The sequence below is a fragment of the Acidimicrobiia bacterium genome (assembly GCA_040289475.1).
In the GTDB taxonomy this organism is placed as follows: domain Bacteria; phylum Actinomycetota; class Acidimicrobiia; order ATN3; family PSLF01; genus PSLF01.
Genome location: PSLF01000004.1, coordinates 91,065 through 107,020 on the forward strand (window position 1 = coordinate 91,065; position 15,956 = coordinate 107,020).

Consider the following 15,956-nt stretch of genomic DNA (forward strand, 5'->3'; position numbering starts at 1 on the left):
GTCGCTTCGGTAGCTATTGTGAGGCCGTGCTAGTCGATAGTGCTCGATTAGAAGATGGCGTGCTAACGGCGGAGGAGCCACACAGAAACAATGAATCCGGCTGCTATGACCCTGTATATAACAAACGGTAGAAATGATCTGGTTTTCACCAACGTCGATAGAAACCAAGCTGCGGCGAATCCCGCGATAGCCGACGCTCCGATTCCTACTGCAAAGGGAAGCAAGAGCTGGGACTCCCAGCCTCCCTGGATCATAGAGATCACCTTGAAAGCGCCGGCGCCGGTAGTCACGGGAACCAACAGTAGAAACGAGAACTTAGTCGCGTTTGAGGAGTCAAAACCCCTGGCAAGCCCCGCGGTGATCGTTATGCCAGATCGACTTACGCCCGGTGACAGGGCGAGAACTTGGGCCGTACCAATTGTCAGGGCATCTGCAGTACCTATCTTGTCCAGATTTCTTCTTTTCGTTGAGATTCTTTCAACTATGAGAAGCAATACCCCGAATATGGCCAGTTGTACGGCGACCAGGAGCGGCGACCCGAGTCTTTCTTCTACAAACCGCTCACCTGCGACGCCAGCAAGGGCCGCAGGAATAGAGGCAACCACAACGAGTATCCCCAACCGTCTATACAGCCGAGTCTGTCGGTCGGAGTGCCTCGACAACGTCGAGCGCATCATCGCAAAAAGCTCCCGCCTGAGAAATACCGCGGCGGCCGCAGCGGTCCCAAGGTGCACAGCAGCATCAAAGCTTTTCTCTACAGCAGCGCTTCCGAGTTCCCACCCCAAAAGCCATCTCACAACAAGTAGGTGGCCAGACGAAGAGATCGGAAAAAACTCAGTGAGCCCCTGCACTATTCCCAGTACCAGTGCGCGCGCGAGACTCACAGACTTCCCATTCGGGTCGGATACCAACTAGAGATGCCTGTTATTTCCTTTTCCGCAAAGATCACCCTTGCGGTTCTGATCGGAATGCTCCTTTTGTCACTGGCACTACTCGCTGTCGAGGTGGCTACAGCAGATGATCTAAAACCTGCCCAAAAAGCTGGCTGGCTATTGGCTTTGCTCATCGGAACTTTCTTCACTGCGGTAATCTACTTCGCGCAAGGCCGAACAGGTAGGTTGGGAAGATTAGCTAGTGTTCTCATCGCATTGGGCATACTGCTGGCACTGGGCATAGTCGCGGTACTTGCGCTGAGACTTTGAGCCACTAACACTAGACTCGCTTCGGCCACTTGGCTTCTGCATATGAATAGGTACCTTTGTAAAGGTGCCCTGTCGAAAGAGCTCGCAAGAATTGGGTTGGATCCGAAGCGATCCGCTCGGGTGTGATTCCCTCAAAGGTCTCGGTTTCAACAAAAGCCCGGCCAACAAATTCGGGGTAGTGAGCGTCGCTAGCAGCAACCCCTATCAGGCCGTGATTCACAGCGAACGACAAGGCTCTTTCGTTCGCACAAGGCTGTGCTTTTGCGTTGTGAACCTCGACTATGTCGACCATCCCCTCCGCGACCAACTCTTCAAGCACCTCCATCTGCAAACCATTGTGTTGTCGACAGAAAGGATGCGGTATGTACACCAGCCCTGCCTGCTCTCGGATCCGAGCCACTACTTCGTGGGGATGAAGATTACCGGGAATACGCTCATACAAGAACAACCCGATGATTTCACCAGCCCACGTCCTGCACTCTTGCCCGATGACTATGCCTCCTTTCCACGGAGTGGAAGTCTCACTAGCTTTCTCTATGGCTTCTAACGCTCCATCTATTGTCCCGTGGTCGGTTATACACAACACGTCGATCCCAGCTTTATGCGCTGCCCGGAGAACTAAAGAGAGGGGAGATCTCGAGTCTCCGGACCTGTATGTGTGCACATGGGAATCGATCCTCATAGCGTGCCTCGCTCGGCTATTGTGAGGTTTGCCGTTCAAGCTGAAGTAGAATCGCACAGCACCAACTAAAAGAGGAGGATTACAAACGATGCAAGGCGATCCCAAAGTTATTGAAATTCTCAACAGAGCACTCGCTCTAGAGTTAACAGCGATAAACCAGTATCTCGTCAACTCAAAGCTCCTCGAAAACATCGGCGCCACCAAGCTTGCCAAGATGGCACGAGATGAGTCGTTTGGGGAAATGCGGCATGCCGAGTTGCTGATCGACCGAATTGTGTATCTAGAAGGCAAACCAGAGATGTCTTACTCGGCGTCGATAGTGACATGGTCTACCCTGGGCGAAATGCTCGGACAGCAGCTAGATCTAGAAAGAGACGCTGTAAAGCTTTACAACGATGGAATATCTGTAGCGCTCGCCTCCAACGACGCCGGTTCAAGAATGCTCATGGAAAAGATTCTCCAAGACGAAGAGGAAGAGGTGGAGTGGTACGAAGCGCAGCTGGAGCTGTTAGAGCGCATAGGAGAAGCAGCTTATTTGCAGCTGCAAGCCGAATCAGCCGAAGAAGATGACGAGTAGTACATCCGCAGGAATCGATGTCGGATCAGTGGGCCGAGCCTCGATGATCGTCGGAGCTTCGGACACCGCTCGCAGTCAGCACAGCGGTGACGTGGAAGTATTAGCGACACCCCGTCTTCTAGCACTGTGTGAAGAGGCTGCCGTGGCGACAATTTCTCCTTTTCTCCCGCCAGACAAGACCTCTGTCGGGGCCAGGGCCGAGATCGATCATCTGGCACCTTCTTTTATCGGAGCCCAGGTCGAGGCGACAGCGAAAGTTGTCGAGGTATCGGGCTCAAGAATCGTTTTCGACATTGAAGCTCTTGAAGGCGAAAAGCCAGTCGGGCGGTGCCGCCACGTCCGCGTAATCGTTGAGAGGAGCCGCTTCGACTTCGTGCAAAAAGGAGATCAAGATACCGGGCGCTAGATGAGCCTAGGAAACCCCATTTACACTCTTGACCCGGGATCTTGTCGCAGCAGATGGTATCGTCATCTTAACAGTCGTACGCCCCGCAGTCTCGATGTCCACCCAGGCGCCTACCATCTCCGCAACACGCCGCATAGTGGCTATGCCCAACTTACCATCCAATATGTACTCGTTCTCGGACTGCTCTCTAAAGCCTGGACCATCGTCAGAGACAGTAAGTTCGAGACCCGCTGTCGTTGCTGCCAATCTAAGCCTCGCTTTCTTGGGATGCGCATGCTGGAGGGCGTTTTCGAGAGCCTCGTTGGCGACTCTATAAATGGAAACTGCAACCTGACGGTCGACTGCTCCGGCCCAATCCCAGTCTGCCTCCACTGCAAGACCTTGGCGTCTATAAGCAGTGACCAATTCTTTAAGCGCCGCCTCCAGCCCCAGCTGCTCTAGGGTAGGCGGGTACACAGTAGTAACTAGTCCCCTCGCTTCGGCAATGTTCTCGGACAGGGAGGAAATTCCTTCATTTAGCAGTCGCGTTCCTGTCTCGCTGTCGCCTCGAACTAAGAGCATTCGCGCGTGTGACAGTTTTAGTAAAGACGCAGTCAGGGGCTGGACCAACCCGTCGTGGATCCTCGTAGCAACAGCACTACGCTCCCTGTCGACAGCCAGTAAGACCTCGTCGACCAGTGCTTTCTCGCCCATGAGCATGGAGGAGAGCACAGCAGAAGCTTTGAGCTCCGTCGATCTTTCGAATGCTAGCTTTGCGACCGACGCGGTCAAAGACACAGAGAATCCCGCGTAAAAAATGGCTCTGTGCACTACCGTCGCCTCGCTTTCTCTGCTAAAAGATGCAAGAAGAATGACAGCGAGAACGATGGGTCCGGCAACCGACACGAAAGGCCCTGCAATCCTTTTGAAATTTTGGGCGGAGGCGTCCGTACGAACTGCCATCTTGAGCGTGTCGATCTCCAAAGAGGGGTACAGCTCTCGTCGTAACCCTCCCCTTCCGCTGCGCAGCTGCGCCCCAACCCTATCGGCCTCGAAAGCCTCGCCGAAGGCTGCCGCTCCAATGATGAGAATGAGAGCAGCTTGGGCCGAGCCACCCGTGGGATGTCGCTCAAACGCGTTTAGAATCCGGGCCATAAGCATGGTGGTAGCCACACTTTGACATAGACAGCCCAAAAATATCCATCGGCTCGAGTGCTCGAAGAAGGTGTGGCCGTGCAAAAAGTTGACAAATGCACCGGCTACCGCTATAGACCAGCCTGCGATCTGCATGAGAGCGAGGACTTCTACCCAGGCAATGCTCGGGATCCCTTTAGGTATAGCGAGTACACTCTGGACAGCGAACAGGGCAGATCCCAAAGACAACACGTCCAGCGCTGCCAGGCGATGGTGATGTGGCTCTGGAAAAAACACTTTCGATCGCAAATACGCAGCACAGGCGATACCTACCAGAACCACCACTCCACTTGACCCGATTCCAAGAAACCATGCACTACCTGGGACAGTACCCGTTTGAGATAGAGAGGCGAGCGAGCCGCGCAAAATGCCAGCGAGGCCAAAGGCGAGCATCGTCCCAGAGGAGAAAAACCCTATAAATGCCAGTACCCTCCAAAAACGCTTCTCAAGATCTGGCATTGCTCTTGGAACCTGAAGCAACGAAGCTCCAGTAACAGCGAAGAAAAAGGCTGTGGGTAGCCACACAACGCCGGCATACGGCTTAGAGAGCGGATTCGCAAAGAACGCTATGGCAAGGACGAAAGATCCCGTCAGGACCACAGTTGCCCGACGGATTAGCGTAAGCTTGTGGGCTGCGTCGGCACGATCGATTGAAATTGTTCCAGCTTCCACCATTATCTCGCCGACGGGCGAGTGCTAAGTGGCGTACGGGCTTACTTTATCTTCACCGCTTTCTCCCATAGTTTTCGGGAGGCACTGCCGCCGTTATTACCCGAAGTTAGATCCCAGGCGGACAAGCTTGTAAGCTGCGGACAAACGAATCACAAGGCCGGTTGTCGCTACTAATCCCACAATACCTAAGGCAAGCGTTGGCTTGCCCAAGGCCATGAACACCGCCAAAATCAGCAGGCGCCCATCGCGTCCAGCAAGAAGATTGCCGATCAAGCGTTCGCTCCTTTCTATGTAGGAACGAACCTCTAAGGGAGCTACTAGCTCCAATCTATCCTTGGACGACATCGACAGTAGCGAGGAAGCCACCGAAATCCCCAAAAGCAATATCACATATTGAACCCGGGTTCCATATGCCAAAGATCGCAGTGCTACCCCCGTGAGGATGGCGGTGTCGCCGATCCGGTCAAAAACGCCGTCGAGAAGGCGGCCAAAGCGACTTTCTGAGAAAGTGGCCCTCGCGATCTCGCCGTCAACACCATCTATTACCGACACGAGCTGAATCAAAATTGCCACGAGCAACGGGGAAATTTCGCTGAGTGAAGCCGTCAGGGACGCCACTAATGCCAAAAACAAGGCGAAGGTCGATATCGCGTTGGGACTAGGTCGAAAACGCGCGATACCAGCCGTTATAGCCAAAGATAAGGGGCGGTTTATGTACCGAGCGATTATTCCATCTTTAGTACCGCGCAGCTCCTTGAGCGCTTTGCGCCTCGCCCAGGCCAGGTCTTGCGGAGTGTCTATGTCTTGCCAAGTACAGCCTTTTGGAACTTCCACGACGTACAGCGGGACGTCCTGTGCCATCGCTTCCAGAGCCGACGAAACGGTCACCTCCGACTGCACCCCGGTAGCCATGGAATCCAGGTAAGCAAAGACCTGAGAAGTGAGAAGGTGGGCCCCGGCGTCTAGGTACAGCCTGAAACAATCCACACCTTCGAGCTGCTTGCCAACCCTGATGACCCGCCCTTCCGCGTCACACAACACCTTGGTCGCTTCTTCTACGTCGACGCCCTCGGGTACCGAGGAGTCTACGAGGATAGAGGGTGCTCGTCCCTCGAGAAGTGCTTCGATACACCGCACCGGCGTGTAGTGATCTCCCGAAATCGAGACAAATCGTTCGCCCGGCTTTATAAAAGGCGCTACCGCTGTGAGGCTAGCACCGTTTCCCTCTTGCCACCGTGGAGCGTACACAACCTTCACTCGGCCTAGCTCGCCGTCTGTGCCGCCAAACACCCGCCTGCAATACTCTCCCACCTCGGGGTGAGCTCCGTAGACGACAATGACGGTGTCTAGGCCCGCTCTCAATAGCGTGTGAACCGCCCGCTCCACTAGAGGAACCCCGAGAAGGGGCTGAAGCATCTTGGGAGTGCGCGAATATCGGCTGAGACGCGTACCGCTGCCCGCAGCCAGTACCACGCCCTTGTTCGGGCGCACAATCGGTTCTGGTCTTTTAGGGTCGGTCCCTTGAACTTCTAAGGGCGGAGCCGACCAGTTGCGCGCGTACGATATGTCGCCAATTCCCATAGGTGTCGGGGCCTCCCGATTGAATCGAACGCCGCGACGAGATGACAGCCGAGTGCCTTAGCGTCAAGAAGCGATGTCGTGATCGCTGTAGTCTGATGGTTATGCTCTTGAAAATCGTCTGTATATCAATCTTAGCATCCAAAGCTATCTGCGCCGTAAGGGACTCAGTGCGCAATTTGGAAATCTCTAGGCCCCGTTTCTTCATTCGCGAGAAGTGGACGAAGTGATCCAAAAGGCTAAAAAGAACCGTTAAGCAGAGGACTCTAAGGTGGCCAAAGGGAGCGAGACCCCAACAAGAGGCGTAGCCAAAGAAGACAAAACTGGCAGAGACAACAAAACTATGAGACAAGAGCAAGAGAGGCGTCTATGAGGACCAGCGAAAATGCGTCAAATGCCGGCACGAGCAGTAACGACGAGTACGACAAGCTCCGCCGGCGAGTTCTGTGGAAGCTTCCGTATGGTCTCTACGTAGTAGGTAGTCGCTCGGGCGACCAAATGAACGGGATGACTCTCAACTGGGCTACTCAAGTTGCCTTCAAACCCAAACTTGTCGCTATCTCGGTCGAAAACGAAGCCTTTACGTACAAGCTGATATCTGAGGGTAAGGCTTTCTCTCTCAACATTCTCGACCGAGAAGACAGGGCCATTGTCCGAAAGTTCGTCAAGCCAGTGCAGGTCGATTTAGAGGCCCGCACATTGAACGGCTTTCCATTTCACCAGAGAAAAACCGGATGTCCGATCTTGGACCAGGCCGTTGCGTTCTTGGACTGCAGCCTCTGGAAAGCAGTACCGGTTGGATCCCACACTCTTTTTATAGGCGAGGTCGTCGATTGCGGGTTCCTAAAAGAAGAAGACACTCCAGCGCTTCGCATGGAAGACACCCGAATGAACTACGGAGGATAGACAAAGGCACAGTGTCTCGAAATTCCAGTGGTAAAAGCCAGCCTTAGGCCCCACGGAAAAGATCGACGGCAATCTGTATTCCACGGCTTTGACCTTCACAGTGGCATCAGCTTCCTAACTGATATTCCTGATGTCACGAGCCGATATCGGACCCCGCCGCAGGATCGCAGAGTATATAGGTGAACTTTTTCCCCACAATCGCAGAAGCGACCAAAGAGGGGTCTCGTCTTGCTAAACCCTGCACTACTCGTGCTTTTTTGGAACCGGAAGCCAAAAAAACCACTACTGAAGCGGAGTTCAAAGCAGCAGGGGTAAGCGTAAGACGCGGCCAATCGGGACCCGAAACACTAAGCACCAAAGGAGCTTCTGGATCTGTTGCTCGACAAGCCTCGGAGCCGGGAAACAACGAGGCTGTGTGACCATCTTCTCCTATCCCCAAAAGGGCCAGATCAATTTGGCGACGCCTCAAGGCAGCTTCATAGGCTTCCCCAGCACATCTCTCCGAAGAAAAGCGGTGAACCGTGGCTAGCAACCGACCAAAAAACGCGCGATAGGCAGCCCCAAAGTTTGAAGCACGGTGAGAGGGAGGGACACAGCGCTCGTCAGAAAAGAAAAACTCAGTCGAGTCAAGGGCTAGCCTATCGCGGGCTTTCAGAAGAACGGGATAGATGTGTCTAGGCGTCCTACCGCCAGGAAGTACGACCACACGGGGCCGGAGCTCGCACCATAGTTCTACGAGTCGAAGCGGCCACTCCGCGTCGACCAACGTAAGGATGTCGCTCCTAAAGGAGTGCAAAGGTCTCCCCAATGAGTCACCTCGTAACAGCGCCAGTGCCCGATGGCGCCTGCGATATTCAGGGCGCTAACTCAACCTGCGCCGAGTTAGAGTCACCCACCATTGAAATCCGCAACCCGCCAGAAAAAGTTCTCGGTCACGTCCAAGAGGCCAGCTGTGTCACGCAAGCAGCGCTCAATTTACAGCGCCCAATCTTTCGATGGCTATTTTGCGCGCTGAGGCATAGTCCACCTTTCCTGAAGGGGCTCTCCCCACCGAGTCTACGAAGACCACATGCTTGGGAGCTTTATAAGAGGCAATATTGGACTTTGCGTAGGATATGAGCTCATCGGGACTGACCTCCGCGCCTGGGCGCAGCTCTACTACGGCAGCCACTACCTCACCGAAACGATCGTTTGGGACGCCAACTGCTACTGCATCTTGTACCGCCGGATGCTCCTTTAACACCTCTTCTACCTCTTCAGGAAAGACCTTCTCCCCCCCGGTGTTGATGCATACAGACCCTCTCCCCAACAGCTTTATGGTCCCGTCCGCCTCCACTGTGGCAAAGTCACCGGGAATAACGTAGCGCTCCCCTCCAATCTGTCTGAAAGTCCTCGCGGTCTTTTCTGGATCTTTGTAATAGCCGATCGGATTGGGTCCTCTCAGCGCGACCATCCCTATCTCACCCGAGCCCGGCTCGACATCAGTACCGTCCTCTCTTATGACCCTGGCTCTCTCGCCGAGCTGAAACTTAGCCGTGTTCTCTGCTCGGCCACCAGCGGAAACCGACTGTCCCATCCCGAGCGCCTCAGAGGAGGAAAATGCGTCGACCAGTAGCATTCCCCGGTGGTGCGCTAGAAGACCCTTCTTTGTCTTCTGGCTCCACATCACACCAGAAGAGATCATAACTTTGAGGCTGGAGAGGTCCCACCGACCTGGGTTGGCATCCAACGCATCGAGAATGGGCTTTGCGAAAGCATCCCCCACGATCGACACCGAGTTCACTTTCTCGCGCTCTATAGTGTCGAGAAGTTCTATTGGATCGAAACTGCGGCTCTTCAGGGTGACAATGCAGCCCCCCAAGTTCAGAATTTGAAATGCTGTAATTGCCCCCGTTCCATGCATTAGAGGGCAGGCGGGAAGCCCCACAGGCCCGGGAGCTGAGGAGAGGCGTTTTGCAACTATGGCGAGGTCGGGCTCACCAGGATCACCGCCAGTTGACAGAGCAAATACGCGGTATAGATCGTCCTGGCGCCACATTACACCCTTGGGCATCCCGGTAGTGCCGCCCGTGTAGAGCATGTATATGTGATCTCCGCTCCGTCCCCATGGAGCAAGGCCATGGTCGTCATCGGATACGGAACAAGCTAGATCCTCGTAATCCAAAGCCCAAGAGGGTCTGTCGCCCGAGCCATCGTCCACCCAGATGAATAGCTTTATACGGTCCAGCTCTTTGCGCAACCGCTCCAGCCGATCTGAAAAAGTGCCGTGGAAGACGATGGCTTCGGTGTCGGAGTTGTCCCAAAGATAAAGGAGCTCCCTATCCTCGTACCTGTAATTCGTATTGACCGGTACCAGGCCGGCCTTGAAGCTGGCGTATACGGACTCAAGGTACTCGGGACAGTTGTACAAGTACTGCGCGACTTTCGACTGCTCTCCAAGTCCAGCATCGAGAAGGGCTCGGGCCAGACCCGAGGCGCGTCGCTCGAACTGTTGCCAGTTGTACTTTCGCTCGCCCTGGATCTGACAGATTTGTTGGGGGATGACTGCGGCGGCGGTGTCCCAGACATCTGCAAAGTTCCAGCCATCAGAGTGCATAGGCTACCTAACTCCTCGGTACTACTAGCAACAAAACGGGGCCTCGAACCTATCATTTTCTAGAAATCGCCTAGGATCCTCACGATAGCGAGCTGCCCCACCCCTGGGCTAACGATAGCAACCAGATGCTCTCAGCTCGGTATATGGCAACGGTAACCGGAGAGTGTATATCGTATGTGCCGCTATGGACTTAGAGCTTCCACCAGACGACGATCCTAGACGAGTCGAAATACGCAAGTGGCTCGCGGAACATCCTTCGCCCTCTGGCCGGGAGCTAGCTGAGGCAGGATATGTCGCCCCCCATTGGCCCCGGCCATGGGGACTAGAAGCCGACCCAATCCACCAACTCATCATCGAGGAAGAGCTCAAGCGCGCAGGGGTTCGCAAACCGACTAATCCGATAGGCATAGGATGGGCAGGACCCACGATACTGCACGCCGGAACCGAAGAGCAGAAACAGCGCTATTTGTTCCGAATCCTCTCGGGCGAAGACATATGGTGCCAGTTGTTTTCGGAGCCAGGAGCCGGCTCCGATCTTGCCTCCCTCCAAACAAAGGCCGTCGCCGACGGAGATGTCTTCATAGTCAACGGGCAAAAGATCTGGACCTCGCTGGCTCACATAGCGCGCTATGGAATTCTTCTTGCGCGCACAGATCCTACGGCACCCAAACGTGACGGAATTACATACTTCATCTGCCCGATGGATGCCGCAGGCATAACCATACGACCCATCGTGGAAATGACCGGTTCTCACACTTTCAACGAGGTGTTCTTTGACGATGTCCGCATACCAGCCGAAAACGTCGTGGGGGAGGTGAATAAAGGATGGTCCCTCGCCAAAGTCACTCTCGCCAACGAGAGAGTTTCTCTATCGGAGGAAGGAGCGATCTGGGGGGCGGGTCCTACGGCCCTAGATCTCATAGACCTAGTAAGGACAAGCGGCGGGGTGCGCGACGCTTGTCTTCGTCAGAGGCTTTCTAGGCTTTATACAGAGCACGAGATTCTACGTCTGTTGCGATTGAGGCAAATTACCTCTGCGATCAAAGGTTCAAATCCGGGTCCTTGGTCGTCTATAAGAAAACTTCTCGCAGACGAGCATGGCCAGCATGTGATGGAACTGGCAAAAGACCTGGCCGGAACTGGCGGCACCCTAGCGACAAAAGGACCTCTCGGCACCGGAGCAGGGATATGGCACTACGGCTTCTTATTCTCGCCCGCTCTAACCATTGGCGGTGGGACCTGGGCGATTCAGCGCAACATAATCGGCGAGAAAATTCTGGGGCTACCAAAGGATCCAGCCGTCAACTAAAGCGATCCACCAAGTCGAGACGGCCCTAAGCTGACGAGCTGAGAGCGCCGCGATCTAGTTCAACGGCCCATCTGCAGATGCTGTGGCCCCAGCTAAGAGCTCAGGCCTCCACAGTTTCCAGCTCAATCTCGGCAGCCTCGGATCCCTCTCCCAAGAACGCCTCTTCGTCGCTGAGTTGGAGAGCTTTCTCCATAACTTGGATTCGTCGCTCTACCTGATCGTAGCCGTTCTTTATAAAGCTGGAGATGAACTCTATCTCCCCGATGTCCACATTGAACGCATCCGCAAACGGCTGGGCCTTGTCGGTGAGGAATCGTCCTGACTCGTCAAAGAGAGAACTTACAGCCTCTTTAGGAAATCGGAACTGCCCGAAAAACTGGTCGGCCAGCTCGTACATGCGGGCCTTGCCAAACTCCATGAGCTCAGGGCTTTCTTGGAGGATTCTTCTGCATAGGTAGGTCCCATAAGTTATATGGCGTCCTTCGTCTCTCCGCACGAGTGAGAGGCCATGCTGTAATCCCGGCAGTACTTTCCACCTCTTGAAGAGCTCACCCCACAGCTTGTATCCAGAGATCGCAAGACAGCCCTCGATGAACTGGTTGTACGTAACCCCGCAGTCCAAGAAAGCCTTCGGTGACCTGTCGACGAGCACCCTACGCATAACTCTTGGAAGCTCGCTCTCGAACAACCCTGCGGTCGGATCCCGCTCCACCCCCATCTCTTTTCTGCGCTGCTGGCCTTCCTCGTAAAGGCGCTGAGGATCTTCTCCTACAGCGTCGAACCATCGTCTGAAAAAGTCCACATGCTTCGCCTCTTCCATAGCAAAGGTGGTGAGGTAAATAGCTTCCTCTACCCGTCCCTCGTCTGCAACGCCAACGATCAGCGGCACGATGTCAAGCGTTACAGATTCCTCGCCAACCATGAAGCCCCTTGCAAAAAACGCAATCGTGCGCCGTTGGGTCTCATCCATGGCCTCATAGTCTTCTCGGTCTTTGGAAAAATCGATCCTGGCCGGATCCCAAAACAGCTGCTTGGCCTTTTGGTACAGGCGCCATGGGACAATGTCGTATCGAAGTCCCCTGGAAGACTTCCACTCCGCTTCGTGGCGAACGATATCAAGAATCTCGGATCCGGTGGTGTCAGTAGCCATGAGCCTCTCCTAACTGGACTCGATACGCCCTACGTTCTTCATCCTACTCTATTAGACTACTTCACGTCCGCATGTCCGCATCCCCAAATCTCCACTTGGAAACCTGAGCGCGATATTCGAAAAGTGCACGGGAAACTAATGTACCCAGTTGGCCTGTGAAAGCTAGTAATGGCATCCTAGATGTGGCCGGTAAGGTAAACCATAAATCATCGCGAATAACGGTTCCTCGTTTCCGATTAAAATGCCTTTCCGACTTATTATCTGACGGAACATCTATGTCTTCAAACCGATGTCGATGAAACCACCGAATCCTGGAATTTCCCTCGGTCATATCAAAAAATTCCTTGGGCTCGGAAATGCAAAAAATCTTTCCGCTGTACCTCTTAGAAATAGGCCCTGCCTTTACTTCATAGAGCACAACACTTCCATTCTTCGCTTTTAGAGGGGCTTCTAATATCCTAAAGCCAATACGAGGAGGAATAAGTGCCGCTAGGTTTCCTGGCACAGAATAAAATCGAAACACCTCATCTTTTTCGGCTGCCACCTTGAAGGACGATTGAATCAGAACTCCTGGTCGCCCTCGGATTGGAGACATGAATTGTAAGGAACAATCTCCTTCAAACACCTCTTCTGGTAATACTTTTTTAGAAGTCAGCATTTTGATAGGCTTGAACAAATCTGCAAGTGCAACTTTTAACTCCGGAAAAGCAAAGTCAAACCCACCTTCCGCTAACTTCGATGGAATAACGCGCTGACCTTCTAATAGCGAAAGTGATCCCTCACCTAAAGCCAGCCTCAATGCTTCAGCAGGGATCGATAATCGTACCTTTGTGCCTAACTCCAAAGCTAAGCTCTGAACAAATTCTTTGTAAGTCGTCTCAGTGGGAGCAACCAGGTTGACAGGCCCTTCGAAAGTATCTTCTTCGACAAAGTTTGCCACTGCTCGGCAAACATCGGTTGTATGGATCCAAGAAAACGGTTGTTCTCCTGATGCGATCGATGCGCCCATTCCCGACCTGAACAGAGGCTCTAGGACCTCCAGCACGCCTCCAAACCGCCCTAGCACCACACCGAGCCTGGGAATTACGACCCGCATTCCCAACGAATCCGCACGCTGCGCAGCGTTTTCCCACCTTACACATAAATCGGAGAGAAACCCCGACCCGGGTGGATCTGACTCTTCAAAAGGGGGATTTGAAATAGATCCCGCACCGTAGTAGCCGACAGCGGAAGCTGACACGAGCACACGGGGCCTAAGAGAGGCTCCAGCCAAGGTTTTGACGAGCCGTTCGGTAAGGAGGATCCTGCTATTTTCTGCGTCTCGTATACGACGCTCGCTCCACCGCCTCCCAACCAACGGAGATCCAGCAACATTTACCACGGCATCACAGCGCGAGAGGGCGTCTTCGTCTGGGACTCCTGAGGGGTCGACAAAAAGCTCACAATCAAAACCGAGGACGCGCCGACCCTTTTCCTCCGATCGCACGCAAGCCAGAACAGCGTGGCCCCTGCTGCGCAAAAACAATGAAATTGCTTTACCTATGAACCCGGTTGCCCCGAGAACCGCGATCCGAATGAAATCACCCCTCTTCCTACATCATGGCACTTCTAGCATGCTGTTTTAGGATGCCCACCCAACTGAAGGATCAGTAGACCAAGTTCCCATTACAGGAATATCACCAGGTACGTGGCCATCGCAAAAGTCGGAAGCCCTCGGCGGTACCCCTTTACCATATACAACATTACTAGGAGGTACCATCTCAAGAATCATGCCGAAAGTATCTCCCGAGGGACTAAACACCGCCAAACAGAGATACTCGCCCCCCCTATAATCCACAGATACCTCTTTGAAATGGGTCGAGGGATTGGGCCCAATCCAGTAAAGCCCGTACTCTTCTGCCTGCAAAGCGTTGGTGTCGGAAGTAAAAACCTGCGCTCCTGACGAGTAGTAAGCCATCTCTGCAGTGACCGCAATTCTCAGGCTGGCTTGAGCCGCTCGGTTCATCGCTCTCCTCCTAGCCCCCACATACGTAGGTATCGCGATGGCCATCAGAATTGCAATGATCAAGACCACGACCATGAGCTCAACCATGGTAAAACCCGAGTCATTTCTGGAATGAAAATTGCAAGAAAGGCGTCTCATACGTGGGCTTTCTCGTATTTTTCTTTTAACCCTCACTAAACTGGCTTTTTTGTAAAGAACCGCCACTCCAGAGCACAGCGCAAAGGGGCAATCGTCTCACTCTTTGACAGAATTATCACGGTTAACAAAAAAAGGCAACAACCGACCACTGGTGTCGGTCGCTGCCCTCCCTTTGCTACGCCAATCTTCGGCACAACGAGCTCTAGAACTTTAGTGGAGCATTCGAACTCGGCCCCTATAGCGGGCGAGGAGCATAAAAAGAAGCGCCCCCGAGAGGGCGCTTCTTGCGGGTGGTGTCCAGGGGTCGGCACCCCAGCGCTGCCTCCCAGCCTTAGTTGACTTGTCTTACTCTCGCTTGAGAGGCGGGTTGCTCCGTTGGCTAAGCAACTATGGTGTCGAGCTCACGCTCCGCATCTTCTGCGCCGGCACCCAAAATTGCCTCTTCCTCACTGAGTTCCAACGCTTTCTCGAGAACCTGAATTCGCCGATCGACCTGATCCCAGGCGTTGTACATGAACGTCGCCAAGAACTCGACCAATCGCTGCTCGATCTGCATCAGCTCTGCAGGGGGAAGCTTCGACCTGTCCAAATTGCCATTTTCGTCGAAGAATCCCCGCACAACCTCTCTATCTATAGGGAACCCGAAAAAGTACCTGAAGTAGTAGTTTCCAAGTTCAACGAGGCGCTCTCTAGCAAAGTCCATCAATTCAGGATGCTCGGCCAATATACGCCTGCAGAGGTACGTCCCGTAAGTGATGTGGCGTCCCTCGTCTCTGCGCACCCACATCAGACCCTGCTGCAGTCCGGGAAAACCGCCTGTGTCCTCAAAGAACTGAGACCAAAGCTTGTATCCAGAGATAGCTAAGCACCCCTCGACAAACTGATTGTAAGTAAGGCCGCAGTCTAGAAAAGCCTGGGGTGAGCGGTCGAATAACACTCGCCTCATAACCTTTGGAAGCTGGCTGTTGAACATCCCCTCGGTTGGGTCGAATTGCACACCCGCCTGTTTGCGCCTCTCATCAGCCAAATCATAAATACGTTGGGGATCTTCACCGATGGCATCGAACCACAAACGGAAGAACTCGACGTGCTTGGCTTCTTCCAAAGCGAACGTCGTCAGATAAATGGCTTCCTCGGTTCGTCCCTCGTCTGCCACTCCAATAATGAGCGGGACAATATCCAAGGTGACTGATTCCTCGCCAACCATGAAACCTCTCGCCAAAACGGCAGCTGCGAGCCTCTCCTCCTCCGAAAGTCTCTGCCAGTCCTTGGCATCCTGACTGAAATCAATCTGAGCCGGGTCCCAGAAAAACTTCTTGGCCTTCTCGTACAACTTCCAGGGCACTGTGTCGTAGCGCAAGCCAGTGGACGACCGCCACTCGCCCTCGTGGCGCTTGATCTCTAGGATGTCTCTCTGGGTAAGCGTTTGGCTCATCGAGCTCCCTCCCCATGGTTCATATTTGGCAGATGACATGCGGCCAGCCGCCTTGCGCTAAAAGTCAGATCCTAACCGAAGGCCGAGTTCTCGGATCTTCCCGTCTGCTCGGTTGCGCAACTTATAC

Annotated in this window: 16 protein-coding genes; 5 read left to right on the forward strand and 11 right to left on the reverse strand. The window is 53.8% G+C overall.

The features are described from left to right. Window positions 1-62 precede the first annotated feature (62 nt). Complete coding sequence (locus C4318_03475; protein MER3454202.1) at window positions 63-911, reverse strand: undecaprenyl-diphosphatase; 849 nt, start codon at window positions 909-911, stop codon at window positions 63-65. 6 nt (window positions 912-917) lie between these two features. On the opposite strand from C4318_03475, the gene C4318_03480 reads away from it, so the two are divergent. Next, complete coding sequence (locus C4318_03480; GenBank protein ID MER3454203.1) at window positions 918-1,202, forward strand: hypothetical protein; 285 nt, start codon at window positions 918-920, stop codon at window positions 1,200-1,202. A gap of 10 nt (window positions 1,203-1,212) precedes the next feature. Here C4318_03480 and C4318_03485 read toward each other — a convergent pair whose 3' ends face one another. Beyond that, the gene (locus tag C4318_03485) at window positions 1,213-2,076 is read right to left on the reverse strand and encodes a hypothetical protein (GenBank protein ID MER3454204.1); all 864 of its coding nucleotides are present in this window, start codon (window positions 2,074-2,076) and stop codon (window positions 1,213-1,215) included. Here C4318_03485 and bfr point away from each other — a divergent pair. Beyond that, complete coding sequence (gene bfr, locus C4318_03490) at window positions 1,973-2,461, forward strand: bacterioferritin (protein MER3454205.1); 489 nt, start codon at window positions 1,973-1,975, stop codon at window positions 2,459-2,461. The two genes, C4318_03485 and bfr, sit on opposite strands and share 104 nt — an antisense overlap. Further along, window positions 2,451-2,867, forward strand: coding sequence for a thioesterase (locus C4318_03495; protein MER3454206.1), 417 nt, complete (start codon window positions 2,451-2,453; stop codon window positions 2,865-2,867). Before bfr ends, C4318_03495 begins: the two co-directional genes overlap by 11 nt. Before the next feature lie 6 nt (window positions 2,868-2,873). On the opposite strand, the gene C4318_03500 is transcribed toward C4318_03495, so the two are convergent. Both C4318_03500 and C4318_03505 read right to left on the reverse strand, forming a co-directional pair. Further along, window positions 2,874-4,715, reverse strand: coding sequence for a hypothetical protein (locus C4318_03500; GenBank protein MER3454207.1), 1,842 nt, complete (start codon window positions 4,713-4,715; stop codon window positions 2,874-2,876). Window positions 4,716-4,808: 93 nt separating this feature from the next. Continuing rightward, window positions 4,809-6,293, reverse strand: a complete 1,485-nt coding sequence (locus C4318_03505) for a hypothetical protein (GenBank protein MER3454208.1) — start codon at window positions 6,291-6,293, stop codon at window positions 4,809-4,811. A gap of 366 nt (window positions 6,294-6,659) precedes the next feature. Here C4318_03505 and C4318_03510 point away from each other — a divergent pair, with 366 nt between their 5' ends. After that, entirely contained in the window at window positions 6,660-7,196 is a 537-nt protein-coding gene (locus C4318_03510; GenBank protein ID MER3454209.1) for a hypothetical protein, read from the forward strand. A gap of 133 nt (window positions 7,197-7,329) precedes the next feature. On the opposite strand, the gene C4318_03515 is transcribed toward C4318_03510, so the two are convergent. Next, window positions 7,330-8,028, reverse strand: a complete 699-nt coding sequence (locus C4318_03515) for a hypothetical protein (protein ID MER3454210.1) — start codon at window positions 8,026-8,028, stop codon at window positions 7,330-7,332. 138 nt (window positions 8,029-8,166) lie between these two features. After that, window positions 8,167-9,792 (reverse strand): acyl-CoA synthetase, encoded by a 1,626-nt coding sequence (locus C4318_03520; GenBank protein MER3454211.1) that lies wholly within the window; start codon window positions 9,790-9,792, stop codon window positions 8,167-8,169. A 184-nt stretch (window positions 9,793-9,976) separates the two neighbouring features. Between C4318_03520 and C4318_03525 the strand changes: the two genes are divergently transcribed. Then, window positions 9,977-11,101: an acyl-CoA dehydrogenase gene (locus C4318_03525; protein ID MER3454212.1), complete on the forward strand. Its 1,125-nt coding sequence runs from the start codon at window positions 9,977-9,979 to the stop codon at window positions 11,099-11,101. A gap of 100 nt (window positions 11,102-11,201) precedes the next feature. Here C4318_03525 and C4318_03530 read toward each other — a convergent pair whose 3' ends face one another. From C4318_03530 to C4318_03550, 5 genes are all read right to left on the reverse strand, one after another. Further along, window positions 11,202-12,251, reverse strand: a complete 1,050-nt coding sequence (locus tag C4318_03530) for a R2-like ligand-binding oxidase (protein MER3454213.1) — start codon at window positions 12,249-12,251, stop codon at window positions 11,202-11,204. Window positions 12,252-12,312: 61 nt separating this feature from the next. After that, window positions 12,313-13,827 (reverse strand): TIGR01777 family protein, encoded by a 1,515-nt coding sequence (locus C4318_03535; GenBank protein ID MER3454214.1) that lies wholly within the window; start codon window positions 13,825-13,827, stop codon window positions 12,313-12,315. A gap of 45 nt (window positions 13,828-13,872) precedes the next feature. Beyond that, window positions 13,873-14,394, reverse strand: coding sequence for a hypothetical protein (locus tag C4318_03540; protein ID MER3454215.1), 522 nt, complete (start codon window positions 14,392-14,394; stop codon window positions 13,873-13,875). Between the two features lie 35 nt (window positions 14,395-14,429). Further along, window positions 14,430-14,705: a hypothetical protein gene (locus tag C4318_03545; protein ID MER3454216.1), complete on the reverse strand. Its 276-nt coding sequence runs from the start codon at window positions 14,703-14,705 to the stop codon at window positions 14,430-14,432. A gap of 68 nt (window positions 14,706-14,773) precedes the next feature. Next, on the reverse strand, window positions 14,774-15,868 hold the full coding sequence (locus tag C4318_03550) for a R2-like ligand-binding oxidase (protein ID MER3454217.1): 1,095 nt from the start codon (window positions 15,866-15,868) through the stop codon (window positions 14,774-14,776). Window positions 15,869-15,956 lie beyond the last annotated feature (88 nt).